The sequence below is a fragment of the Chitinophaga pendula genome (genome assembly GCF_020386615.1).
GTDB classification, from domain to species: domain Bacteria; phylum Bacteroidota; class Bacteroidia; order Chitinophagales; family Chitinophagaceae; genus Chitinophaga; species Chitinophaga pendula.
The window spans coordinates 5,811,056-5,836,867 of the sequence record NZ_CP077769.1 but is presented as its reverse complement, the minus strand read 5'-3'; the positions used below and the strand labels follow the sequence as shown (position 1 = coordinate 5,836,867).

Here is a 25,812-nt window from a genome sequence, read left to right as displayed (position 1 = left end):
TATTATAGGATGATGCATTTAAAAGAAGGGGATAAAGCTCCTATATTTAAAGGGACGGACCAGCATGGTAATACCGTTTCGTTAAAAGACTTTAAGGGTAAGAAGGTGGTGTTATATTTCTATCCGAAGGATATGACGCCGGGGTGTACGGCGCAGGCCTGTAATCTGCGAGATAACTATGCAGCTTTGCAGCAGGCGGGGTATGTGGTGGTAGGTGTGAGTGCAGACAGTGCGCAACGGCATGCGAAGTTTGCAGAGAAATATGAGCTACCTTTTCCTTTGCTGGCGGATGAGCAGCGGGAGATCATTGAGCAATATGGTGTATGGGGCGAGAAGAAGTTTATGGGACGTGTATTTGACGGTATACACCGGGTAACGTTTGTGATCGATGAAAAAGGAGTGATTGAAAGGATCATTACCAAGCCGAATACAAAGGATCATACTGCGGAGATATTAGGTGCTTAGTGAGGTGTGGTATGGTGTGTTAATTTACACAGCAGATACGATAGGGTGAGGCAACCATTTACGATCAGGTGTCGTATACGGATAGGAAGACCACTCTATTGTTCATTTAATTAAGTGTATTTATGAAGACACGCCTGCCCCTGTTGTTGGCATCGTTATCACTATTATTGCTGTCCTGTACCAAAAAAGAGGCGCCAGCACCTACTCCCCCTGAGGACCCCAATGTTGTGACTGCTAATAATGTTAGCTATACCAACTTTACGAAAGATCTTTTGAAGACCAATTGTTCTGGCTGCCATGGTGGCACGGGGGGTGCTTCGCGGGCGTGGAAGTATGAGGATACTTACGATAATGCGAAGACGAATGGTGCACGTTTGAATGATGCGGTACAATCTGGTCGTATGCCGATAGGCGGCCGTACGCTGACACAGCAGCAGAAGGAGCTGTTGAAGGCATGGATCACGCGGAATATGCCGCAATAGTTGCGGATACTGCGGACACGTAAAAAAAATTATTAAGCATGTAATGCTATGATGCTATGCATACGGTTATCTGCGGATGACCGTATTTTTTTGTGTATAGCGATAAGGTATACCAGCAAAAAGCCTCCCGGTCGGGGAGGCTTTTCTCGTTCCTATCGTAAAGTTGGCGTTATCTCTTTTGACGCTGTTTGCGGAAGAGGTTACCGGTTTTGAAGCGGTTACCTTCCGGGCTACCTACGCGGTCCATTGCGCAACGGAATCCGACAGTATTGGTGGCCATATCTTCTTGCATGAAGCGGCGGCTGCCTGGAGAGAGCCAGTAAGCGCGGTCGTTCCAGCTACCACCTTTGATCACGCGTGATTTATCATTCACGAGGGAGGTGATACCGTAACCATATTGTACCTGGGAGAGGGAGTCACCATCGAGGTAGTTGATCACATCTCCTTTCTGGTAGTTCAGACGGCCGGCACTTTCTTCGTCGGTGATGGCACGCATTTTCAGCATACCGAGGCTATCTTTTTCGGGTTCATTCTCACCATTCATAAGTACGGTTTCGAACTTATTACCGCGGAAGTAGTTGAAGTCATCGCCATCGATAGGGTTGAGGGGACGATATACGTCGAGTACCCATTCGGCTACGTTACCGGACATGTTATAAATACCAAATGTATTGGGGAAGAAGGAGCGGACAGGGCCAGGGATGGAAGCGCGGTCGTTCAGACCACCGGCCATACCCATGTTGTCACCAGATCCACGTTTGAAGTTGGCGAGGAACTGACCTTGCCAGTTGCCACGGCGGATGTCGCGGAGGCCGGCGGTGTTGGTACCCCAGGAGTAGATCTGTTTGTTCATGATCAGCTCTTCTCCACGTTTACCTTCTTTTTTGGAGGAGGAGGGGTTCTGCCCAATGTAACCGAGGGCAGCGTATTCCCATTCTGCTTCAGTGGGGAGGCGGTATGCCGGGAGCATGATACCATCTTCAAACTCTGCGCGGCGGGGGGTGCCATCTGCATTTTTGAACTGGCTTTTGGTGCCTTTGGACATTTTACCAGGGGTGCCTTCATAGAGACCGGCAGTATATGCTTTGGTATCGAAGGTGTTGTCATCGGCCTGGTTGGCTACGTCTGCTTTGGAGAGGAGGCCTTTGTCCATGAGGAGTTTTTCGTTCACCCGGTTGGAGCGCCATTTACAATAGTCGGTGGCCTGTTTCCAAGTTACACCTACTACTGGATAGTCGTTGTATGCCGGGTGGCGGAAGTAGTATTCTACCAGTGGTTCGTTGTATGCCAGTTCGCTACGCCAAACGAGGGTATCGGGCAGTGCTTTGCGGTATACTTCGGGGAAGGATTCGTTGTACACCCTTTTAATCCAGAAGAGGTATTCGCGGTAGTGTACGTTGGATACTTCGGATTCGTCGATGTAGAAGGAGGATACGGTAATACGGCGAGGGATATTATTCCAGTCGCCCATTACATCCTGTTCTGTGGCCCCCATTGCGAAGGTACCACCCTGAACGAATACAAGACCCGGGCCGGTTTGCTGGTCTTTATTTTTAGCTACGGTGAAGCCACCCATCTTTGGGTCGTTATAGCTCCAACCGGTAGCGGAAGATTTATCTTTTTTCTTGCCGAAAAGCCCACCGCCGCCGTCTTTGTTACAAGACGTCATGGATAGCAATATGCCGGTGCCTAGGAGCAATGATACAGAGGTTAATCTACGCATGCGATTCAGCTTTTGTATTTTTCTTTTGATAAACGCAAATGTAATTCTTTTTATTTTATAGCGAAAAAAATTAATCTGTAATTGACCGTTGAAAATGGCCCTGTATCTAGCAGGGAAGCGGCCTTTGCCATTGTTGTGGCGGATCGTTTACGTAAAGATAATATACCATTATCCTAAGTAAAACCAGGTACCGGGAGTGGTTTGATGTTGGTTGGAAACGACGGTTGTGACCGGGTCGTGAAGCGCATCAATGGCCAAGGATATGGATTACACTGGTAGTATTTTATCTAAAGTGTGACGATTACAGCTTTTTCGCAGCCGCTGTAAACATATATATTTTATTTCATTATTTACAGTAGGTTTGTAAAAATGCCAGGATTTCCCAGATGAAATATGTTGTGTTGCTATGCCTATTGATGACCAGCGTTGCGGCGGCGAGTCCTTCAGATGTGTTACGGGGGGATACGTTAGCAGGCGGTGGACGGCCCTATGCGGCGCATTCTGTGCTGGCATCCGGGAGCTGGTATAAGTTAGGGATAACAGCTGGCGGGGTGTATAAGATAGATATTTCCTTATTACAAAGTTTGGGGATCAATACCAACCGGTTGTCTGCCGGAACGATCAGACTATATGGGAACGGTGGGCAGCTATTGCCGGAAGATAATCAGCGCAGCCGCCCGGATGATCTGCGGGAGGTGGCGTTGCAGGTATCGGACGGAGGGGACGGGATATTGGACGGGAATGATTACTTATTATTTTATGCTCCCGGGCCTCATCGCTGGCAATACCAATCTTTTGATGGCAGTTACAGTCATACTTATCATCTCTATAGCGATACTGCCTATTATTTCCTGACGACCGGCGGTGAAGGTAAGCGGATTGCGCAAGAGGGTACTACCGCCGCAGTAAACCGTCGTGTAGACAGTTATGATTACTACGCCTTTTATGAGCAGGATAGTGTGAATCTGCTGAATAGTGGTAAGCAGTGGTGGGGGCGCTCTTTTGGTGACAATGGGGGGCTTACCCGTTATTATCCTTTTACGCTGCCGATGGTGGAAGGGAGCAGTGGTTTGCGTGTGAAGGCGCGGGTAGCAGGTAGAAGTGGTGTCGGGAGCCGTTTTGAGCTAGCGGTGAATGAGGAATTGGCCGGGACTGTTTTTATAGCGCCGGTGAGCGGTAATATTTTTGAAGGGGTGGCCAGTGTGGCCAGTGGTAGTTTTCAGACGGCGGTCCGTACGAAGGACGTGAATATTCGGTTGCGGTTCATACCGAGAGGTGCAGGTGCGCAAGGGTGGCTGGACTACCTGGAGGTGCAGGGGAGGAGTATACTGGCGATGCCAGCGGCGGGGCAACTGGCTTTCCGGGATGCGGGCAGTGTCAATACCGGCGGGGTGGCAGCTTACCAGCTGCGGGTAAAAGGGATGCCTGTGTCGATCTGGGATGTAAGTACTATTGATCAGCCGGTGCAGTTGGAGACGCAAGTGTATGCGGACTCGGTGACGTTCCGCCGAGACTGCGGGCTATTGCGGGAATTTGTAGCGTTTACGCCAGGGGCGGCCATGCGGCCTTTTCCATTGGGGGCGGTAGCGAATCAGGACCTGCATGGCAGCAGCGGAGCGGACATGATCATTATTACCACAGCGGCCTTACTACCGGCGGCGCGGCGGCTGGCGGCCTATCATCAGGCCCATGATGGGCTGAGTGTGCAGGTTACAGACGTGCAGCAGGTATACCTGGAGTTTGCCGGCGGCACTCCTGATCCGACGGCCATCCGGGATTTTCTGAAGATGTATTATGACCGGGGGCAGGCAGGTAAGTACCTGTTACTTTTTGGGGATGCCTCCTATGATTATAAAAACCGGGTAGCAAATAATACTAACCTGGTGCCTACGTGGCAGAGTGCAGCTTCTACGGATGCTATTAATTCCTATGGTACGGATGATTATTACGGGTTCCTCGATGATGATGATGATATCCTTGATAGCGGGCGTAAGAACCTGTTGGATATCGCTATCGGGCGGATACCGGTGCGGCAGTTGGGAGAGGCGGAGCAGGTTGTGGACAAAATAGCAGGATATCACTCGCCGGATCACTTTGGCAGCTGGCGTACGCGGATGATGTTTGTAGCGGATGATGAGGATCACAACCTGCACCTGGAAGATGCGGAGGCGGTAAGTGCAGTGGCTGCTAGGCAGGCGGCGGTGTTGACCGCTGATAAGGTATACCTGGATGCTTTCCCGCAGATAGCGGGAGCAGGGGGGAGTCGCTATCCGGCGGTGAATGAGGCGATCCGTCGTGGGATGAGTAATGGGATGTTGATCTGGAATTATTCGGGGCATGGTAGTTATACGCGGTTGGCAGAGGAGGCGGTGGTAACAGATGCGGCGTTGACAGAATGGAAGACGGCCGGTCATTTACCATTGTTAGTAACGGCGACCTGTGACTTTGCCCCCTTTGATAATCCTGCGATCTTATCGCTGGGAGAAAAGCTACTATTGCAACCTGATGGTGGTGTGATAGCGCTCATGACCACTACGCGTGCTGTATTAGCCTATTCCAATCGGGTGATACACATGAATTATCTACATGCAGCTTTGACACCAGGTGCGTCGGGACGTATGCCCAGTATGGGCATGGCGGCGATGCGGGCAAAGAATGAGACTTATCGTACATCCGGTGATATTGCCAACAACCGGAAGTTCCAACTGCTGGGTGATCCGGCGTTGACATTAGCATTTCCTTCTTATAAGGTGGTAACGGATTCCATCAATGGTATGGCAGTGGGAGCTGGTGTGGATACTTTGCGGGCGTTGGGAATGTATGAAGTAAGCGGACATGTGGAGGATCTAGACGGCAAGCCTGTGACTGACTTTACGGGAATGATCTATAGTACAGTGTATGATAAGCCTTCGGTGAAGCGGACGTTGGGAAATGATCCGGAGAGTGAGGTGGCGGATTATACGGTGCAGCGTAATGTGCTGTATAGCGGCCGGCATACGGTGGCCGGAGGAAAGTTCCGTTATACTTTTGTGGTGCCTAAGGATATTGATTATAAGGCAGGAGAGGGGAAGATCGTGTATTATGCAGCAGGGGAAAAGGTGGACGCCGCTGGTGTGCTGGGCGCTGTGCAGATAGGAGGTACAGCTGTAGCAGATAAGGATGAAACGGGACCTGCTATTAGGGTGTACCTGGACAATGAGTGGTTTAAGGATGGAGGGATCACAGGTGAAAATCCTGTGTTGCTGGTACACCTGGCGGATAGTAGCGGGATCAATACGACGGGATATGGTATTGGGCATCAAATGACAGGAATGTTGGATGGCACAGGTGAATATTTCATTTTAAATGATTATTTTGAAGCATCTTTGAATAGTTACCGCCGGGGAAGTATACGTTATCCGTTGTACAACCTGCCGGAAGGGTGGCATGATCTGGAGGTGAGAGCATGGGATACCTACAACAATTCAGGGAAGGCCAGGATCCGCTTTAAAGTGGTAAAAGCATCCACGCTGGCGATAGAAGAAGCGGGCAACTATCCGAATCCCTTTTATGATGTAACCCGATTTTTCTTTCATCACAACCAACAAGGTCAGTTACTGGAGCTCCATTTAGAGGTATTTACCGGTGCCGGGCAGCTGGTAAAAAGTAAACGAGAGACAATAAAAGTGTCCGGTCAACGTTATGAAGGCATGCTTTGGGATGGTACCTCAAATTCCGGAGCACATGCTGCACCCGGCATATATTATTACAGGCTGACTGTCTCGCAGGAAGGGAGGAAAAGAGTTTTAAGTGGAAAATTAATGCGATTATAGCCTATGCGAGTGTGGTAGGAGCTGATACCAGGTATCCCTGACCTAACCCCAAAATCTTGAATATTACAAATTAGACATTATTTTTACATCCTGTCAAAATATAGAAACTGCATGATCCGTAAGGTAACCTTGAGCCTTGTGTTCATTTATAGTACTTTCGCCAGTTTTGAAACCTCAGCGCAAGACCCAATCAATACCGGACAATTGGACGGTAGGACCAATACTATTAATACCGCTGTTCCCTTTCTGCGAATAGCTCCGGATGCCCGAAGTGGTGCAATGGGGGATGTAGGTATTGCAACTGCTCCAGATGCGAACTCTATTTACTGGAATCTGGCGAAGCTGCCGTTTGCGACTGCGAAGTCGGGGATTTCGGTTACGTATACGCCCTGGCTGAAAGAGTTGGTAAACGACGTCTTCCTGGCTACGGTGAGTGGTTATACCCAACTGGACGAATATCAATCTATTTCTGCTTCCCTGCGATATTTTTCACTGGGTACTATCAACTTTACGGACGTAACCGGTAGTGAGACCGGTTCTTACAGGCCCCGGGAGTTTGCACTAGATGCGGGGTATGCCCGTAAGCTGAGTGAAAACTGGTCTGTTGGTCTGGCCGCCCGTTATATCTATTCCAACCTGGCCAGTGGAGATATTGCCGGTAGGGTAGTACGTCCTGGTAAGGCTTTCAGCACGGATCTGTCTGCCTTTTATACCAAAGAGTATGAAAAGGACGATGGGAATGTAAACAAATGGAACTTCGGGGTCGCGATCACTAACATCGGTACCAAGATATCTTATACACAATCGGCACAATACAAGGACTTTATCCCTACTAACCTGGGTATTGGTACTTCTTATACTTTTGGTCTGGATGAGGCTAGCAAGCTGACTTTTGCGCTGGACATCAACAAGTTGCTGGTGCCTACGCCGGACAGTACAGGCAAATACCGTGAGAAAGGGGTGATCGAAGGGATGTTCTCTTCTTTCGGTGATGCTCCCGGAGGTTTTAAGGAAGAGCTGCAGGAGTTGATGTATTCAGTAGGTGCTGAGTACTGGTACAATGACATGTTTGCGGTACGTGCCGGTTATTTCAATGAAAACAAGAACAAGGGTAACCGGAAATACTTTACGGCAGGTATTGGAATTAAATATGACATTTTCGGGTTGAACTTTTCTTACCTGGTACCTTCTGGTACGGGTATACAAAGAAATCCACTATCTAATACACTGAGATTTAGCCTTACCTTTGACCTTTCACGGTCGGAGGACTAGTATAATAGCATTCAGTATAACTCTTTTTATAAATCCTCCACGCCTTTAGCGGGAGGATTTATAATTTGTGGTAGATTTAGCCGTTGATAGTTGAAAAGCAAGATATTAAAAGAAGGAATATAATATGAGTAAGCTGCGTATCGGATTAGGAGTAGATTTTCACCAGCTGGTGGAAGGCAGGGATTTTTGGTTAGGCGGAGTATTGGTACCGCATTATAAAGGCGCTCTTGGGCATAGCGATGCGGACGTATTGTTACACGCTATCTGTGATGCCTTGTTAGGCGCTGCGAGCCTGGGGGATATCGGTGTACATTTCCCGGATACAGATGCTACCTATAAAAATATCGACAGTAAGATATTACTGGCCCGTACGATGGCATTGATAGCAGAGAAGGGGTACCAGGTTGTGAATATAGACTGCACGTTGTGTTTACAAGCGCCTAAGATCAAAGGGTATGTGCCGCAGATGCAACAGGTTATTGCAGGTATACTGGGGGTGGAGATCGGTGATGTATCAATTAAAGCGACGACTACTGAGCAGTTGGGTTTTGTAGGACGGGAGGAAGGTGTGACGGCGCATGCGGTTGCATTGCTGGAGAAAACCAGCAGATAAGCGGAGATAAATGGGTAATTGGAGTAATTTTGTGTTTAGTATGAGTGTACAAGTAAAGATCATTAACAAATCAGATAATCCGTTGCCGGCCTATGCTACACCGGATGCAGCAGGGATGGACCTGCGGGCGCATCTGGAGGCACCGGTAATACTGGCACCTTTGGAGCGTACGTTGATCCCTACAGGACTGTATATGGAATTACCGGCAGGCTATGAGGCGCAGATAAGGCCGCGTAGTGGGTTGGCGTTCAAACAAGGTTTGACGGTATTGAACACGCCCGGTACTATTGATGCCGACTATAGGGGAGAGATCAAGGTGATATTGATAAATTTATCCAATACGCCACAGACAATCGCTCCGGCAGACCGTATTGCGCAGATGGTGATCGCACCTTTTGTGCAGGCGACCATGGAAGAAGTAGCTGTACTATCTGATACGGAAAGAGGTAGTGGTGGATTTGGACACACTGGAAAATCCTGATACATGCGTGTATGGGTTACCGCTATAGCGATAGCGTGGATGGGTTGGGCTAGCGCCTGTACCGGCGGCAAAAAGGTGGCGTCGCAGCAGGATATTATCCTGAAAAATCCTGCGTTGGTAGAGCAACGGGCTGATAGCTTGTTTTTTGCAGCACAGCGATCGAAGATATTGGGCGATTACCGAACGGCGATCACTCAGTATTCCGATTATCTGCGTTTGAATAAGCGGAATCCCACCGTTTATTATGAATTATCCCGTCTTTTTATTGAAGTGCGTAATCCAGGGTATGCGCTGGCATTTGCCAAACGTGCCGTAATGTTGGATAGCAGCAATAAATGGTTTCAACTGGCATTGGCGGATGCTTTCGGTGTCAATGAGCAATTTGACAGCGCAGCTATCATTTATGACCGGTTAAGCCGGTTATATCCGGAAAGCGAAGACTACCTGTTCAATAAAGGATTATTGCTTTCAAAAGCCAACAAGACTGACCAGGCATTGGCTGTGTTTAATGCGCTGGAAGCTAAAACCGGTGTGGTAGAAGAGCTTACTTATCAGAAACAGCGGTTATTACTAAAGCAAAGCCGGGTGGACGATGCAGCTGCGGAGATCCGCAAGCTGATTGCTTTGTATCCGCAGGAACTGCGTTATTATCATTTGCTGGCAGAAGTCTATGATGCCAATGACCGCATAGCGGATGCCCGTCAGACCTATAAAACCATTCTGTCAAAGGACCCCAATAACCCCCGGGCATTGATCGCCATTGCCAACTATGCCAAAAAGGACGGCGATACGGCTACTTACTGGGGTAGCCTGACGCGGGCGTTTGCTAATCCGGACTATAGCATTGATGATAAAGTGGCTTTTGTATATCCCTACCTGCAGATGTTGCAGATGGATACTTCTAAGTTGCAGGATGGCCTGGAGCTGGCCGGACTGTTGTTGAAAGCACATCCGAATGAAGCGAAGGCCTATGCGTTGATCGCCGATATGTATTCCCAGGTGGACATGCTGGACAGCGCATTGGTCAATTATCATAAAGCGATTACGCTGGACGATACCCGGTTTTCCGTGTGGTACCAGTTGATGTGGATCTATTCCCGGAAAGATGACCCTTCTGCTTTGCTGCGTATCAGTGATACGGTTACGCGTAAGTTCCCCAAGGAATTTATGGGTTTTTATTTCCTGGGGGTCGCCGATTACCTATTACAGCGTTATCCGGCAGCTGTAGCGGCTTTGAACCAATCACTGGTGCTGGGTAACGGAGATAAAAAGTTTGTAGCGGACATTTATTCACTATTGGGGGATGCTTATCATGCTACGGGGCAGCATGCACTTTCAGACAGCAGTTATGAACACGCCTTGATATTGCGGCCCAAAGATGCCGTCGTATTAAATAATTACAGTTATTATCTTTCGTTACGGGGAGAGCATTTAGAGCGGGCGGAAGAGATGTCCAGATTGTCATTGGAGTTGGAACCGGAGAGTGCTACTTATATGGATACTTATGCCTGGGTATTGTTCCGTATGGGGAAATATGATCAGGCACGTATTTGGATAGAGAAGGCATTATCTTATCCGGTAGCACAGCAAAGTCCGGGAATATTGGAACATTACGGGGATATACTATTCAATCTGAAAGAGGTGACCAAAGCCCTCGAATATTGGCAGAAGGCAAAGGATAAGGGTGCTTCTTCCGTAAAACTGGCAAAAAAAATAGCAGAGAAAAGATATATTCACGCTACCGAGCCGGAGTAAAGGCTACCGCAGGGGTAACTGCATTGAGACAAGCTGCTCAAAACAACTAACTACATGAAGCAAACAACAGGCGTATATACATTACTATTGCTGGCAGGTACCTTACTTTTTTCCTGTCGTAGTACCAAGCCGATCGTTCGTACACATTTCCCGGCAGCTGACAGCGCACATATCGTGAAGGACAGCAGTTCCAATGAAGAAGCTGTTGCGTTCAACCGTAACCTGCTTTCCAAGATCAGAGAGCGGCATATTGATTATACTACGTTTTCGGCCAAACTGAAGGTGGACTTCGAAAATGAGAAGCAAAGCCATCAAAATGTCAATACAGTGATCAGGATGAAAAAGGATAGCCTGATCTGGATATCTGTTTCTTTTCCGGTATTGGGGGAGGTTGCGAGGGCTATTATTACGCCGGATAGTTTGAAGGCGTATGACAAATTCAACAAGCGGTTGTATCTGAGAGCATTATCCGATGCACAAGATGTGTTGAATATTCCCTTTGACTTCAAGACGTTACAGGATCTTATCATCGGTAATCCTGTATTCTTGACAGACAGTGTATACCAGGTTGTAAAGACGCCGGCGATCATTTCTTTTAGTTGTGACAGCAGTGCTTTTACCAGTCTTTTCAATGTATTTGCGGATGACTATGTATTGCAGCAAAGTAAGGTAATGGATAAGGGCGCAGGTCAGCAGCGTTCCTGTGAACTTACATATGGAGAGTATAAGGATGCGGGAGGATATAAGTTTGCTACCCGGCGTCGTTTATTTGTGGAGGAGAAAAATATTACCCGGATAGCGATGGAATTCAATAAAGTTGAGTTTAACCAGAGTCTTTCTTTTCCGTTTACAGTGCCTACTTCCGGCTATTCTTTGCAATAGTGGGGGAGAGATTGAAATGGGATCGCGAGGAGGCTATTTGTAATTATCGTTGTATATTTAGCGTTTATAGCAGGAATACATATTACGTCATCTAAAAATAATTATGTTTTGTATCTGAAGAAGTTTATCCCGTTAATATTATTGCTATGGTCGGTACCTGCGTTTCTGCATGCTCAGAATAGCAACCAATCGCGGGAGGAACTTGAGCACCGGAAGAAAGAGTTGCAACGCGAGATAGACGAAGCCAATGCTGAGCTGAGAGATACAAAAAAGTCCACGAAAGAAAGTTTGGGGCAGTTGAGGGCGTTAAAGGACAAGATTGTTTTACGTAGCCGGCTTATCAATAGCATTAACGAAGAGATCAATTTTATTAACGGGGACATCAATACTGCCTACCGGGATGTGAAAACCTTACAAAAAGACCTGGACACCTTAAAGGCGCAATATTCCCAGCTGGTAGTGTATGCTTATAAGAACCGTAGTACTTACGATATATTGAACTTTGTTTTTTCTGCCCAGAGCTTTAACGATGCTGTAAAGCGGTATCAATATCTGAAGCAGTACCGGGAATACCGTCACCGGCAGGCCAGCAATATCATGGAGACGCAGGAGCTGCTGAACAAAAAGATCGCCAGCCTGCAGTCGCAGAAAGATAAGCGGGCGAACACACTGAAAACAGAACAGGACCAACGGGCTACGCTGGAACAGGACAAGAAAGAGAAAGATGAGGTGTTGAATAAACTGAAAGGCCGTGAAAAAGAGCTGGTAGCAGATATTAATCAGCGTAAGAAAGATGCGCAGAAAGTGCAGGCGGCTATCCGGGCAGTTATCCGCCGGGAGATAGAAGAGGCAAGGCGTAAGGCAGCAGAAGAAGCGGCGGCCCGTAAGAAGGCTGCGGAGGAAAAACGCAGGAGAGAAGAGGAAGCCCGTAGAGCGGCGGCTGCAGCAGCGGCGGCAGCGGCCAAAAACAACAATAACGCGTCCAACAATAATCCACCTGTTACAGCTGCTAACCCGCCTGTAACCAAGCCGGTAGAAACACCTACGTCTACCAAATCTCCGGAGCCGGAAAGACCTACACGTAGTGAAAACGTGCTGGAAGCTACCCCGGAAGCACTGGCATTATCAGAGAGTTTTGAGGCCAATCGTGGTAAGCTGCCATGGCCTGTTGACGCCGGTAAGATCACTGGTTACTTCGGGCCTCAACGGCATGCCGTGATCGACCATATCAGTGTAGACAACGATGGTATCATCATCGGTACCCGTAAAGGAGCTAATGTAAAAGCGGTATTTGATGGGGAGGTAATTATCGTACACGTTATACCGGGGGCCGGATATATGGTCACCCTACGCCATGGACAGTACTTTACCAACTATGTAAGGCTGCAATCAGCGTCCGTAAGGAAAGGTGAAAAAGTACGTACGGGGCAGGTGATCGGTACTGCCAGCACCAACGAATTGGAAAATATGGGAGAGGTGGAGTTGCAGATATACAAAGGAGCCTCCAGACAGAACCCACAATTCTGGATACGGAGCAGATAACGCATAATATTTAAGGAAAAATAAAACGGGGCTGTCTCTATAAGAGACAGCCCCGTTTCTTTGTGATATCTGATCGTTATCCTCTGATTACTTTTTCATAAAGGGCTTCATACTGAGGGATGATATTGTCAATATGGAAGCGGCTGGCTTGCGCTAATGCGCCTTTACGCATTGCTGCCAGCTTTTGATCATCTTTCAGCAAACGGATAGCATGAGCCGCCATATCATCAACATCTCCGACGGGGCTCATATAGCCTGTTTCTCCCTGAATATTGATCTCCGGCAAACCACCTGCATTAGAAGAAAGTACCGGCACTTCAGATGCCATTGCCTCTAATGCTGCAAGCCCGAAGCTTTCATATTCGGAAGGAAGTACGAAGAGATCACTGATCGACATTACATCTTCCAGTTGTTCCTGTTTGCCGACAAAACGGATGTCGTCACAGAGTTGTAACTCCCTGCACATGCATTCGATAGTAGGGCGGTCCGGACCATCACCCACCAGTAATAATTTTGCCGGCATTTGTTCTCTTACCTGCTTGAATACCTTTACCACATCGGGTACGCGCTTTACTTTACGGAAGTTAGAAACGTGGAGCAGTATCTTTTCATCATTTGGAGCGATCGCTTTTCTGAAATGAGAAAGGTCGCGGCGTTTGAAGCGTTCTGTATCCACGAAGTTGTAGATAACGTCTATGTCCTTTTGAATCTGGAAGGACTTGTATGTTTCTTCGCGGAGATTTTCTGATACTGCTGTGATAGCATCTGACTCATTGATGGAGAAGGTGACTACCGGTGCGTACGTTTTATCTTTCCCTACCAGTGTGATATCTGTGCCATGCAGGGTGGTGATAAAGGGTACTTTCATTCCCTGTTTGGCTACGATCTGTTTGGCCAGGTAGGCGGTAGAGGCATGCGGGATGGCATAGTGGACGTGTAGCAGGTCGAGCTTTTGGTTCAGTATGACATCTACCATGGTACTGCTCAGGGCAGATTCATAGGGGGGAAAGTCAAAGAGCGGGTAGGTAGGTACTTGTACTTCGTGATAATATATATTGGCGTGAAAGGCGTTAAGTCTTACAGGTTGTTGGTAGGTAATGAAGTGCACCATATGGCCTTTATCAGCCAGTGCTTTACCTAATTCGGTTGCCAGGACTCCACTTCCGCCGTAAGTGGGATAGCATACTATTCCTATGCGCATTTGTTTCCTTTTTTATGAACGCGTAACGTGTTGTTTTTTAGCGCTTCTGCCTGTCAGCAGGTACCCGGTCAGTTCATTTAGCCGACTAACTATTTGGGTCTTTACTTCCAGCTTTGGCGTGTCGAAGGTAGTTTAAAAAATGAATAAACGCATCTTTGCCCTTTTGGGAGGGTAGGATGCTGGCAGTAATCATTTTTATTGCTAGATTTAATGCTGTAATGGAAACCACCTCCAACTTTTAAGCAACCAAATATATTCCCTGATGAAACAGTTTTTTTTACCACTACTTTTAGTATGGGGGATGCCTGTCACGCAAGCCCAGCAGCAAAATGATTCTCTCGCTATTCGTCAGTTGGCGGATGAAGTGCTGACACATAGCACCGCATATGAAAATTTAAGGACGCTAACTAAAAAGGTGGGAGGCCGGTTAGCCGGTTCCCCGCAGATGCTTCAGGCAGAACAATGGGGTGTACAGGCGTTGAAAGCTGCCGGTGCAGATACGGTGTATCTTCAGGCTTGTCAGGTACCCCATTGGGTAAGAGGGGCCAAAGAAGAGGTACGTATCTTAAGTGGAGACAAGAAGAATGGTATTCCCTTACAGGTACTGGCGCTGGGGAATTCCCTGGGTAGTGGTCCAAAGGGCGTTACAGCATCGGTATTGGAAGTAGCATCATTTGATGATCTGGAGACAAAAAAGGATCAGATAAAAGGTAAGATCGTATTCTATAATTATGCGTTTAATCCCAAATTCATTAAGACTTTCAAATCTTATGGAGATGCGGCGCGATATCGTGCGCAAGGTGCCAGCAGGGCGGCTAAATACGGTGCGCTGGCGGTTATCGTACGTTCGATGACACATGGAGCGAATAATTTCCCGCATACTGGATCGATGGTTTATAACGACTCTTTCCCCAAGATACCTGCTGTAGCGATTGGTTTGGAGGATGCCGGTCGTCTGAGCGAGCATATTAAACAGCGACCTACGGATAAGGTATACCTACGTACGAACTGCGAAATGTTGCCAGAGGTGACAGGGCACAATGTGATTGGGGAGTTGAAAGGAAGCGAGTTTCCGAATGAATATATCACCGTGGGGGGCCACCTGGACTCCTGGGATGTCGCCGAAGGCGCACATGATGATGGCACGGGATGTGTACAATCGATCGAGGTATTACGCGCTTTTAAGGCGTTGGGAATAAGGCCGAAACATACTATCCGTGTTGTACTTTTTGCCAATGAAGAAAATGGTGTAAGAGGCGGTCGCAAGTATGCAGAAGCGGCCAAGGCAGCGGGAGAAAAACATCTCTTCGCATTGGAAAGTGATGCAGGTGGATTTTCACCAAGAGGCTTTTCGTTGACTATACCATCGGAAAAACGGGAGAAGGTAAAATCCTGGCGCCCGCTGTTCCTGCCCTATGGCGTATATGATTTTGACGAGCCAGGCGGTGGGACTGATATTGAACCATTGGCTCGTACGTTTAATACTACCATCCTGGCTGAACTTTTACCGGATTCGCAGCGTTATTTTGATGTGCACCATGCGGCCTCCGACGTATTTGAAGCAGTGAACAAAAGAGAGCTGGAGTTAGGCGCTTTGAGCATGGGCGCACTTGTTTACCTGGTAGACAGATACGGTCTCTAAATAGGGTATGGTTATTGATTATTAAGGTCAGAAAAAAATCTATATGCGCAGATTTGTATTCCTGGTTGTCAGTATACTGATATTGGTGGCTGCCGCCTTCGCATTCTACAAATACTACTTCGTATTTGGTAAGGGAGTGAAGGCTGGAGAACTTAACTATTTTGTAGAGAAAGGTTATGTCTTCAAGACCTATGAAGGTCGCCTGATCCAAAGCGGATACAGGTCCAAACAGCCAGGGGCTATACAGTCCAACGAGTTTATGTTTTCTGTAAAAGACGAAAGGGTAGCTCAGCAGCTGATGAAAGCCAGTGGTAAGTCTGTAGAGCTGCACTATAAGGAGTATCTGGGGGCATTACCCTGGAGAGGCTTTAGCAATTTTATCGTTGATAGTGTATTGACTGTCAGCGAACCAACACAATAAATAACATATTGTTAATACGGATCGAAGGTCACATAGCGAGTAGTAACAAGTCGCTATGTGACTTTTTTTATCAGAAGGACTAAAGCATCAAGAAGATAGCAGGACGTTTATGCAGTTCGGGTAGGGATTTTTTCCAGTCTTTGACTGTCTTTGTTTTGATATATTCTTCCGGTCCTGTTATATCTGCTGCAATACACAGCTGGGTGAAGTCCTTACAATTATCGAGAATATCTTTTAGAAGCTGATTATTCCGATAAGGGGTCTCTATAAATATCTGGGTCTGTTTCTTTTTATGTGCGGTAGCTTCCAGGTCGCGTATCGCCTTTACCCGTTCGAAGGGTTTTACTGGCAGATAACCGACAAACTGAAAATGCTGTCCATTCATACCCGACGCCATTAAGGCCAGCAATATGGAACTGGGGCCTACCATAGGAATGACCGGCGCATCTACGCTGTGCGCAATTTGTACGATCAGATGGCCAGGATCAGCGATGGCGGGACACCCCGCTTCACTGATAATACCAACATCCGTACCGCTCAGCAGTAATTTTTTAGCCAATTGTGTATCCGGAGGATGATTTTCATGCATCATATGCAGCTGAAGCTCGTCGATATTAATGTTTCGGTCCAGCGCTTTCAGAAAACGACGGGCGGTTCGTTCATTCTCTACAAAAAATACACGTAACTGCTGTGCGATGCTTGTAATAGCAGCTGGCAACGTATGGAGCGCATCACCGCTTAATACGGTAGGAATAAGATATACTTTACCTAAAGATTGCATCAAAGCAGTTTTTTATCATGGATATGAATAGTGGCGGCGATAACGGCATAGGACGGTGCTAATATCCAGCCAATGACAGGGACGAACATGAACAGGTAAAATACCAGGCCATTACCAAAGGCCATTCCTCTATGCTGTTTGACAAACAAAATACTGTCTTTCATGCTGAGACGATGTCTTTCGCAACTATAATCCAACATAGAAAATCCAAAGAAGTAACACTCTATAAAGAATGCGATCATCGGCGTGATCCAACCAACCAACGGAATAAATGACAATAGGAATATTGCCAGTAGGGAAAGTGTTTGGTACAACAGGTTCCGGAATGACAGCCGTACTCCCCGTACAATATCTTTCATGAATTGTGAGGTGCTGAAGGGGAAATCCTGGTGTTGGAGGATGGCTTCGGTCTTTTCCGAGAGATAAGCAAATAAGGGAGATGCCACTATCAGGAACAGGTACTTATATAAAGAAAAATATAAGACCAGGAATATGATCCGGATGGAGAAACCCAGCAAAATGAAGAAGAAACTAATCCAGCTGCTTTCCATATCCTGGATCCAGGTTTTTACTGGCAACAGATTGAACAGGAATTCCACGAAATCACCAGAATAGCCCCATACAAAGTAAATACCTGTAATAAAGAGCAGACAATAAATGATGCCAGGGACTAAGATCCACTTCCATAGCTTATGTTGCAGAATAAATTGATGTGCCTTACCGTAGGCCTGCACTGATCCAAGTATTTCTCTGAATGAAAACAAGCGCCTTTTTTTTAATGGTAACAGGATAATTATCCTAAGTAACTAATTATCAAGGCAACTAAATTAACAATAAATCGGCAATAGTCGGCAGGCGAGCGCGGGAAAACAAGGGCCTGCACATGGATTTAGGGCGCTAAAGACAGAAAAGCGGTGTTCTGCCCGGTTGGTTCAAGCAAACACCGCTTTTTATATAACGGATTAAGATTGTGTTATTAGAATTTCGGACAGAGGGTTTTGTACTTACTGTTTTCGTTACGCTGACGTATGTAGATAACAGATATCTCCATACCACCCCGGTAGTTGGATGCCGGCTTTAACGTAGATACGTTGGTATCGTAAGAAAGGCCGAATTGAAATCCCTTAAATTCCAAACCTATATATGGGTTCACCGCATCTTTCAACCTGAACCAGCTACCGATATAAAATACGGTAGGGTCATCGCTCATCCCATTTAAGAGGAAACCATAAGCAGCACCCAACGATGTCTCGGAGGCTGTACTCTGTTTCATATATAAGGCACTGGCGTGGATGCGGTTACCGTTGCTACCCACCGGGAAAGAACCGCCACCATGGATGGTCCAGCGGTAGCTCAGCCGGTTGTTGTTCTGCCCCATGAAGGTCTCCGTAGGTTGGGTGACATGATAGTAAGAAGCACCTGCATAAATGTTTGAAGCTTCGCCTACAAGTCCATTATATAAAATACCGACATTCGGATCAAAATAAGAGATCTTAGGATTGACCAGTACCTCGTTGCTCGGAATGGAAGGGTTGAAACCATTATTATCAATCTGATTTTCGAATATCAGTTTGGACATATCCACCCTTTTTTGCACGAAGGCGCCTTGTAGGCCGATAGCCAGGGTATGGTTACCCTCAGGGTCCAATCCTTTATGATAAGCCGTACTAAAAGCAATATAGTTGGAGGTGAGTGCACCGGCCCCACTCCTGTCGTACATCGCCATAATACCTACTCCCCATATATCAGTATAGGAAATAGCATTTTTCAGGATGCCGAAGTCAGCGGCCAGTGTCCCTGTTACATAGGGACTGGCAATGCTTCTCCATTGTGATCTATAATTACCTGAAATACGATAATCACCAGAGAAAAGGCCGGTAAATGCAGGATTGAGCGTCAACGGGGAGGCAAAGAACTGCGAAAAATGCGGGTCTTGCGCCCGAAGCGGGTTTAAATAGAATAGGATGGCTAAAACCAGTAAAGCTTTTTTCATAATAATTTAAGCTTTTCGTATAGGGAGCACATGGCACCGCGTGAAGGTACAAACAAGCATTCATATTTCAAATTAAAACTATATAATAGTTTGTAATTCATTCACAAAGCCTTCCCCGGTGTATGTGCCAAGTGTGATGAGCGCAATGTTGTTATTCAGCCACTTAATAGATAAAGGTTTTCAATTTTTCTTCTTAAGTCGGCTATCTATACCTTTTTCCTTACTTATACTTACTAGTCTTTGCGGTGTTGAAGCGGTAGGTTGGCGCTTATTGTTGCAGTTTATTGCCAAATGCAAGATCTCCTGCATCACCCAGGCCTGGTACAATATACCCTTTGGCAGTTAATTCATCGTCAATATCACCTGCCCATATGCTCAGGTTGGTACTGTCGGTGTTACGTAGCACGTATTCAATGCCAACGGTACAGGCAATGGCTACTACCAGGTGGATATGCTTGGGCTTGCCAATATCCTGCAGGTGTTCGATGGTTTTCACCAGAGAAGCACCGGTGGCCAGCATAGGATCGGACAGAATCACCACTTGTCCATCTATTGATGGACTGGAAACGTACTCCAGGTTGATATCAAAAGAGCCATCTCTGTTGTGTTTGCGGTAAGCAGAGATAAATGCATGGTCTGCTTTATCATAATAATGAAGCAGCCCCTGGTGAAGCGCCAGTCCAGCCCTGAGGATAGTAGCCAGTACAGGTTGTTCTTTTAATACACGGCAGGTTGCGAAGCCCATAGGGGTCTGTACTTCTTTGTCCACATATTCCAGCGTCTTGCTGATCTCGTATGCGGCAATTTCGCCCAGACGTTCCATATTACGACGGAAGCGCATTCTGTCCGTTTGTACGTCAACACTCCTGATCTCGCTTAGCCATTCTCCTACAAGCGAGTTGGTATCACTCAAGTTTATTATCATTTGCTTCTATTTCGAGAGGCAAAATAACAATTTTTTAGGGAGTTCTGGGCATATCTCTGTGTGAAGAAAGTTCACTGCCGGTTGACAGAAGAGGAAGTGATGAATAGGATGACCGCCAGGAGGGTTTATTACGCATATGTACACGTAATAAACCCTGGAACCTTTGCGGAGTAGCTACAGTCTTACTTTTTCAATAATGCGGCCTTTTTGACCAGCTGAATGAATTCCGAGCGATACCCTTCTGGGTCGTTTTCTTTTGACTGGGTCGCTAATGCCAGCACTTCATCAAAGCTGGCATCTCCTTTAAAAGCTGAATTACGTAATAACATGCCAAAGGAAGCTACCGCAGCTGCCATACGGAAATCTGCCGGGGCCTGCTGGATTTGCTGACGGTTAAGTGGTAAGATCTGACTGATCAACTGGCTCTTGTTCGAATCGGGTTGTTTGTACCTGAGTTTTACGGTGAGGACTTCCTCCTTATTATTACGGGTTATATATTCCTGGTATTTTAAAGGGTCTACGGGTGCATTGTCGATACGGCGGGCCTTATTCGTCGGTACGATTTCATATAATGCTGTCACCGTATGCCCGGCTCCCATATCTCCGGCATCTTTTTTATCATCATTGAAATCCTCGTCATGTAGGAGACGGTTCTCATATCCTACCAATCGGTAAGAGCTGACAAAACGTGGGTTAAATTCTATCTGGAGCTTTACATCTTTGGCGATGGTAAATAACGTACCGCCAAACTCAGTAACAAAAGTGCGGCGTGCCTCCTCGAAATTGTCGATGTATGCATAGTTGCCATTGCCTTTGTCTGCCAGCAATTCCAGTTTGTTATCCTTATAATTACCCATACCAAAGCCGAGCACTGACAGGAAAATACCTTTCTCTTTTTCTTTTTCTATGATACGTTGTAATTCGCCATCGCTGGACGCTCCTACATTGAAATCGCCATCAGTAGCCAAGATAACCCGGTTGTTGCCTGACTTGATGAAATGTTCGGCTGCTGTACGGTATGCTAGCTGTATGCCGGCCCCTCCTGCTGTAGAACCACCTGCTTCGAGTTTGTCCAATGCATCGAGGATCGTTGTCTTTTCGTTACCAGCTGTACTCGGTAATACCAGCCCTGCGGCACCTGCATACACCACTATAGATACGTGATCTGCCGGGCGAAGTTGCTGTACCAGCGCCTTGAAGGCCTGCTTTACAAGTGGCAGTTTGTTCGCCGATTCCATAGAGCCTGACACGTCGATGAGGAATACCAGGTTGGACGCGGGAAGTTTATCCGTAGTCACTGACTTACCTTTCAGTGCAATACGTACCAGCTGATTGGATTTATTCCAAGGGCATATAGCCATATCCGTGTAAATAGCCACCGGGGCACCGTCAGTAGGATTTTGATATTTGTAGTCAAAATAATTGATCATCTCCTCCACCCGTATCGCGTCTTCAGGAGGAAGCTGACCGCTGTTGAGAAAACGCCGAACGTTGCTGTAAGATGCCCTGTCTACATCTACTGAGAAAGTGCTGAGCGGCCGGTCCGTTACTTTATGGAAGATGTTTTCGTTTACGGGGCTGTAATCTTCCGTATCTGCTTGCCTGGGTGCCGGGTAATATTCGCGCAATTGAGCTTTCGTGACCGTAACACAGGAATACGCTGTCGAACGTTTGTGCTGAGACGCATAACCTGTTACCACGACCTCCTGCAGCACTTCCCGGGAAGGATCTAAGGTAATGTCGGCCTTGGTCTGACCTTTACGGATCTTGATGGTTTTGGTCTGAAAGCCAATAAAGGCTACTTCCAGGGTGATGGTCGTATCTTTCTGTAGTGCCAGCTGATAATATCCGTCATTGCCACTCACCGTACCCAGACTGCTACCAAGCATGCGTATGGTAACATGCGGAAGCGGATTGCCATTGTCGGAGGCAGTGACCCTGCCCTTTAGCAGGTGTTGCTGTGCGAATACAGAATAGGCTGTCAACAGCACTAGTGATAGGAGAAGGGCATATTTTTTCATGGTGAGATTGCTTTGTTACAGGGGCATGATGCAGAGTAAATACATAATTCCATAAGCACAATCAAAATTTTTGAAAAGAGGATATCGCAGGAATTCCTAAAGCTTTCCTCAATTTTTTACTTTTGCACAAAAAAAGCATGGTTTATAATGTGATAGGCATAATGTCGGGTAGTTCACTGGACGGGCTGGATATCGTTTTTGTTGAGCTGACAGAAGTGCGTGGGAAGTGGGAATATAAGATCAAAGCTGCAGACTGTCAGCCTTATCCGCAGGAATGGGTCGCACAACTGTCTACCGCAACGACAATGCCCGCAAGAGACTATTTGTTATTGCATAGCCGGTATGGCCATTATATAGGACAGCAGATCAATGCATTTATCAGCGCTCATCAGCTGGATCACCAGGTGCATTTTATAGCCAGCCATGGGCACACCACGTTTCATATGCCGGAATCACAGATGACGGCTCAGTTAGGGGATGGAGCAGCTATTACCGCAGAAACAGGACTGCCCGTGATCAACGACCTGCGTGGGATGGATATCGCATTAGGCGGACAGGGAGCTCCGATCGTACCTATGGGAGAAAGATTATTATTGCCCGGATATCAGTTTTACCTCAATCTGGGGGGCATCGCTAATATCTCCGCCCAATCAGAAAACAGTTTTGTCGCCTTTGATGTATGCCCTTGCAATCGCGTACTAAATGCCTTAGCCGAACAACTTGGTAGACCCTATGACGAGGGAGGTCAACTGGCAGCAGGTGGCGTCGCTGACGAAAAACTCAGCACAGCTTTGCAGGCATTACCTTACTATCAGCAGGAATACCCCAAGTCCCTGGCCAATGATTTCGGAACGGATACCATCCTGCCGTTGATCCAGCAATATAAGATATCAGTACAAGGCAAACTCGGTACCTATACACAACATATTGCCGCCCAGGTGGCCGTTGCGGTGGAAAAGATCATTGCCCGTGAAGGATTACCGGCAGGACCGGCTAAAATGCTGGTAACAGGGGGCGGTGCAATGAATAGCTTCCTCGTTAATAGCTTGCAGAAAGCCTTGCAACACCTGGATATAGAAGTGATAGTACCCGATGCACAGACGATCGAATATAAAGAAGCGGTGATAATGGCCCTGATGGGTGCACTCCGTTGGAGACAGGAAAGCAATGTGTTGTCATCCGTAACAGGCGCCTCGAGAGATAGTATCGGAGGCGCATTGTGGGTGATATAGCTACCAAAAGATATATAGCACCGGGCATTACAGGAAACTTCCTGTAATGCCCGGTGTTTTTTATTGTGCAATCACAGGCGTAAAGGCAAAAGCATCCCCGTCAAATAACCCCTGGTCACTGAGTTTGAGGTGAGGGATCACCAGCAGTGCCATAAAGGATAATGTCATAAAGGGGGCTGAAAGCGTACTGCCCAACGCTTTGGCAGCTTCATCAAGCGTGCTGTATTGCGCTGCTACCGTATACCCATCCAGGTTACTCATTAACCCGGCTACCGGTAGTGGTAATAACTTTAACCCTGCACTGCCATAAGCACTGATACCTCCCCGGTAACTGATCACGGCATTTACCGCCTTGCACAAACTATCATCATCTACGCCCACTGCAATGATATTATGACTGTCATGTGCCACAGAAGAGGCTATCGCTCCTTCTGTAAGACCAAAATTGCGGATAAAGCCTGCCGCCACCGGTGCATGATGATAGCGGTTTACCACCGCTATTTTGAGTATATCGCGCGACACGTCCGCTTTTAGCATACCATCAGTTACAGACAACGGCATCTTACTGGAATTCGTAATGAGCTGGCCATCTAATGCTTCCATGACATGTATGGTGACCATATCTTTGCCGTCCGTAGCAGGAATGACGAAGTCCGATGGTACTTTGGGCGTGCATTCAAAATTGTTCACAACAGCCTCATTGATAGAGGAAATAAGGGTTTCCCCTTGCGTAGCTACTTTGATGCCATCAACATAAGTGGTCAGGATATTGAAATCCTGGATGTTGTCGATCACAATGAAGTCAGCAGGATCACCAGGTTGTAACAGTCCTACGTCCAGTTTGTAGTGAGTAACCGGGTTGACACATGCTGCCTGTAGTACCTTGTAAAGGTCCATTCCGAGTGCCAGTGCACGTTTCACCAGCAGGTTGATATGTCCTTGCACCAGGTTGTCCGGGTGCTTGTCATCACTGCAGAACATGATGTGATTATAATGTTCAGGCAACAAAGGTATAAGCGCGTCAAAGTTGAGCGCCGCGCTGCCCTCCCGGATTAATATATGCATACCATGAGCCAGTTTATCCAATGCTTCTTCGGCGGTAAAACATTCGTGGTCTGTACTGATACCAGCTGCAATGTATTGCCGGGCGGCGTCTCCCCGTAATCCCGGAGCATGCCCGTCTACTGGTTTTCCTACAGCCTGGGCAGCAGCGATCTTAGCCATTACCTCCGGCTCTTTTTGCAATACACCGGGAAAGTTCATCATCTCCGTCAGATATCTTATGTCCGGACGTCTTAACAATGCGGCTACCTCCGCTACAGACACCTGTGCGCCTGCAGTCTCAAATGTAGTGGCCGGTACGCAGGAGGGCGCCCCAAAGTTGAACTTGAAAGGTACCCGGCTGCCATTCTCCAACATGTACTCCACACCAGATACGCCCATCACATTGGCAATCTCATGCGGATCGGAAATAGTTCCTACCGTACCATGTACTACCGCAAGCCGGGCAAATTCCGACGGAATCAGCATAGAACTCTCTACATGCACGTGGGCATCAATAAATCCCGGCAGCAGACAGGTATCATAACTTTGTTCATCAGCCTCGATACGGCTGATACGTCCCTGCTCTACGTAAATAGTACCAGGATAAGTACGCCTCCCCCGGACGTCAATGATATTACCAGAAATGTGAAAGGTGTTCATAACGACAAAACTAAGGCCCTTAAAGGGGGTGACAAAACAAATAAACCTGCGAAAATAAAAACATAGGCAAAAAAGAATAGATTTGTGACCTAAACCTCTAAAAACAATACAAATATGAAAAAGCTCAAGACGTTAACCCTGTTACTGGGAGCACTGGCGCTAGCATTTACCACACAAGCACAAAGCGCAGATGAGATCGTAGCCAAATACGTTGACGCTATTGGCGGGGCTGAAAAACTGAAAGGGCTGAAAACACTGCAGCAAGAGGTGGTAATGGAAATCCAGGGTATGGAGATCCCCATGAAAACCTGGTCCATCAACAACCAGGCTACCCGCGTAGAATTCGAAGTAATGGGTACTACTAACGTACAGGTAGTTACCAAAACTGGCGGCTGGAGCCAGATGCCCGTTCAGAATCAACCGGACCCTAAAGAAACAGATACCGCTACTCTCCGTCTCGGACAGGCACAACTGGACCTCACCGGCTTATATGACTATAAAACAAAAGGTAAAAAAGTAGAATTCAAAGGCAAAGAGACCGTAGATGGTAAAGAACTGTACAAACTACAGGTGACAAACACTAACGGCGTTACTGCAAACATGTTTATCGATCCTGCCACGAACTACCTGGTTAGAATAGAAACCAAAACTGCCATCAATGGCCAGGATATTCAAACCGTTACCACACTCAGCGACTATCAGAAAACTGACTACGGTTTCGCTTATCCGTCTTCTACCAGCGTAGAACCTTCCGGTATGAAACTGACAGTTAAAAAAGTAGAAGTGAATAAACCAATCGATGAAAGCATTTTCAAAATGCCAGCTAAATAATTTTTAGTATATTCGAAATACATACAGGGAGTCC

21 protein-coding genes are annotated in these 25,812 nt (G+C 47.0%); 13 read left to right on the top strand and 8 right to left on the bottom strand.

The features are described from left to right. The first annotated feature begins 9 nt into the window (after positions 1-9). Together bcp and KTO58_RS21565 are read left to right on the top strand one after the other, a co-directional pair. Positions 10-465, top strand: coding sequence for a thioredoxin-dependent thiol peroxidase (bcp, locus tag KTO58_RS21570; protein WP_198315160.1), 456 nt, complete (start codon positions 10-12; stop codon positions 463-465). Between the two features lie 122 nt (positions 466-587). Continuing rightward, positions 588-947 carry a c-type cytochrome gene (locus tag KTO58_RS21565; protein ID WP_095837412.1) on the top strand — a complete coding sequence of 120 codons (360 nt, stop codon included), beginning with the start codon at positions 588-590 and terminating at the stop codon, positions 945-947. A 169-nt stretch (positions 948-1,116) separates the two neighbouring features. On the opposite strand, the gene KTO58_RS21560 is transcribed toward KTO58_RS21565, so the two are convergent. Continuing rightward, positions 1,117-2,670, bottom strand: a complete 1,554-nt coding sequence (locus KTO58_RS21560) for an SUMF1/EgtB/PvdO family nonheme iron enzyme (RefSeq protein ID WP_095837413.1) — start codon at positions 2,668-2,670, stop codon at positions 1,117-1,119. 386 nt (positions 2,671-3,056) lie between these two features. Here KTO58_RS21560 and porU point away from each other — a divergent pair, with 386 nt between their 5' ends. The 7 genes from porU (at position 3,057) to KTO58_RS21525 (ending at position 13,027) form a co-directional block, all read left to right on the top strand. Next, positions 3,057-6,482, top strand: coding sequence for a type IX secretion system sortase PorU (gene porU / locus KTO58_RS21555; RefSeq protein ID WP_095837414.1), 3,426 nt, complete (start codon positions 3,057-3,059; stop codon positions 6,480-6,482). Between the two features lie 111 nt (positions 6,483-6,593). Next, positions 6,594-7,754, top strand: a complete 1,161-nt coding sequence (gene porV, locus KTO58_RS21550) for a type IX secretion system outer membrane channel protein PorV (RefSeq protein ID WP_095837415.1) — start codon at positions 6,594-6,596, stop codon at positions 7,752-7,754. Positions 7,755-7,878: 124 nt separating this feature from the next. Continuing rightward, complete coding sequence (ispF, locus tag KTO58_RS21545; protein WP_095837416.1) at positions 7,879-8,367, top strand: 2-C-methyl-D-erythritol 2,4-cyclodiphosphate synthase; 489 nt, start codon at positions 7,879-7,881, stop codon at positions 8,365-8,367. A gap of 40 nt (positions 8,368-8,407) precedes the next feature. Further along, on the top strand, positions 8,408-8,848 hold the full coding sequence (gene dut / locus KTO58_RS21540; RefSeq protein WP_095841454.1) for a dUTP diphosphatase: 441 nt from the start codon (positions 8,408-8,410) through the stop codon (positions 8,846-8,848). 3 nt (positions 8,849-8,851) lie between these two features. After that, a complete protein-coding gene (locus KTO58_RS21535; protein ID WP_095837417.1) occupies positions 8,852-10,603 on the top strand; it encodes a tetratricopeptide repeat protein in 1,752 nt (583 codons plus the stop codon). A 54-nt stretch (positions 10,604-10,657) separates the two neighbouring features. Beyond that, the gene (gene lolB1, locus KTO58_RS21530) at positions 10,658-11,485 is read left to right on the top strand and encodes a lipoprotein insertase outer membrane protein LolB1 (protein WP_095837418.1); all 828 of its coding nucleotides are present in this window, start codon (positions 10,658-10,660) and stop codon (positions 11,483-11,485) included. A 108-nt stretch (positions 11,486-11,593) separates the two neighbouring features. Continuing rightward, positions 11,594-13,027: a murein hydrolase activator EnvC family protein gene (locus KTO58_RS21525; protein ID WP_095837419.1), complete on the top strand. Its 1,434-nt coding sequence runs from the start codon at positions 11,594-11,596 to the stop codon at positions 13,025-13,027. A 76-nt stretch (positions 13,028-13,103) separates the two neighbouring features. On the opposite strand, the gene bshA is transcribed toward KTO58_RS21525, so the two are convergent. Next, a complete protein-coding gene (bshA, locus tag KTO58_RS21520) occupies positions 13,104-14,228 on the bottom strand; it encodes an N-acetyl-alpha-D-glucosaminyl L-malate synthase BshA (RefSeq protein ID WP_095837420.1) in 1,125 nt (374 codons plus the stop codon). Positions 14,229-14,490: 262 nt separating this feature from the next. On the opposite strand from bshA, the gene KTO58_RS21515 reads away from it, so the two are divergent. Next, on the top strand, positions 14,491-15,870 hold the full coding sequence (locus KTO58_RS21515; RefSeq protein WP_198315161.1) for a M20/M25/M40 family metallo-hydrolase: 1,380 nt from the start codon (positions 14,491-14,493) through the stop codon (positions 15,868-15,870). A 43-nt stretch (positions 15,871-15,913) separates the two neighbouring features. Further along, the gene (locus KTO58_RS21510; protein ID WP_095837422.1) at positions 15,914-16,291 is read left to right on the top strand and encodes a hypothetical protein; all 378 of its coding nucleotides are present in this window, start codon (positions 15,914-15,916) and stop codon (positions 16,289-16,291) included. A gap of 79 nt (positions 16,292-16,370) precedes the next feature. Here the strand turns inward: KTO58_RS21510 and KTO58_RS21505 are convergent, their stop codons facing one another. The 5 genes from KTO58_RS21505 to KTO58_RS21485 form a co-directional block, all read right to left on the bottom strand. Continuing rightward, on the bottom strand, positions 16,371-17,072 hold the full coding sequence (locus KTO58_RS21505) for an SAM-dependent methyltransferase (RefSeq protein WP_095837423.1): 702 nt from the start codon (positions 17,070-17,072) through the stop codon (positions 16,371-16,373). After that, on the bottom strand, positions 17,072-17,836 hold the full coding sequence (locus tag KTO58_RS21500; protein WP_095837424.1) for an EI24 domain-containing protein: 765 nt from the start codon (positions 17,834-17,836) through the stop codon (positions 17,072-17,074). The genes KTO58_RS21505 and KTO58_RS21500 overlap by 1 nt, the downstream gene beginning before the upstream one ends. A 212-nt stretch (positions 17,837-18,048) precedes the next feature. Continuing rightward, on the bottom strand, positions 18,049-19,065 hold the full coding sequence (locus KTO58_RS21495; RefSeq protein ID WP_095837425.1) for a PorP/SprF family type IX secretion system membrane protein: 1,017 nt from the start codon (positions 19,063-19,065) through the stop codon (positions 18,049-18,051). A gap of 268 nt (positions 19,066-19,333) precedes the next feature. Beyond that, complete coding sequence (gene upp / locus KTO58_RS21490) at positions 19,334-19,990, bottom strand: uracil phosphoribosyltransferase (RefSeq protein ID WP_095837426.1); 657 nt, start codon at positions 19,988-19,990, stop codon at positions 19,334-19,336. A gap of 182 nt (positions 19,991-20,172) precedes the next feature. Beyond that, a complete protein-coding gene (locus tag KTO58_RS21485) occupies positions 20,173-22,011 on the bottom strand; it encodes a vWA domain-containing protein (protein WP_225859865.1) in 1,839 nt (612 codons plus the stop codon). A 137-nt stretch (positions 22,012-22,148) separates the two neighbouring features. On the opposite strand from KTO58_RS21485, the gene KTO58_RS21480 reads away from it, so the two are divergent. Beyond that, entirely contained in the window at positions 22,149-23,243 is a 1,095-nt protein-coding gene (locus KTO58_RS21480; protein ID WP_095837427.1) for an anhydro-N-acetylmuramic acid kinase, read from the top strand. Positions 23,244-23,303: 60 nt separating this feature from the next. Here the strand turns inward: KTO58_RS21480 and ade are convergent, their stop codons facing one another. Next, positions 23,304-24,947, bottom strand: a complete 1,644-nt coding sequence (gene ade, locus KTO58_RS21475) for an adenine deaminase (protein ID WP_095837428.1) — start codon at positions 24,945-24,947, stop codon at positions 23,304-23,306. Positions 24,948-25,061: 114 nt separating this feature from the next. Here ade and KTO58_RS21470 point away from each other — a divergent pair, with 114 nt between their 5' ends. After that, complete coding sequence (locus KTO58_RS21470) at positions 25,062-25,778, top strand: LolA-like protein (protein ID WP_095837429.1); 717 nt, start codon at positions 25,062-25,064, stop codon at positions 25,776-25,778. Positions 25,779-25,812 lie beyond the last annotated feature (34 nt).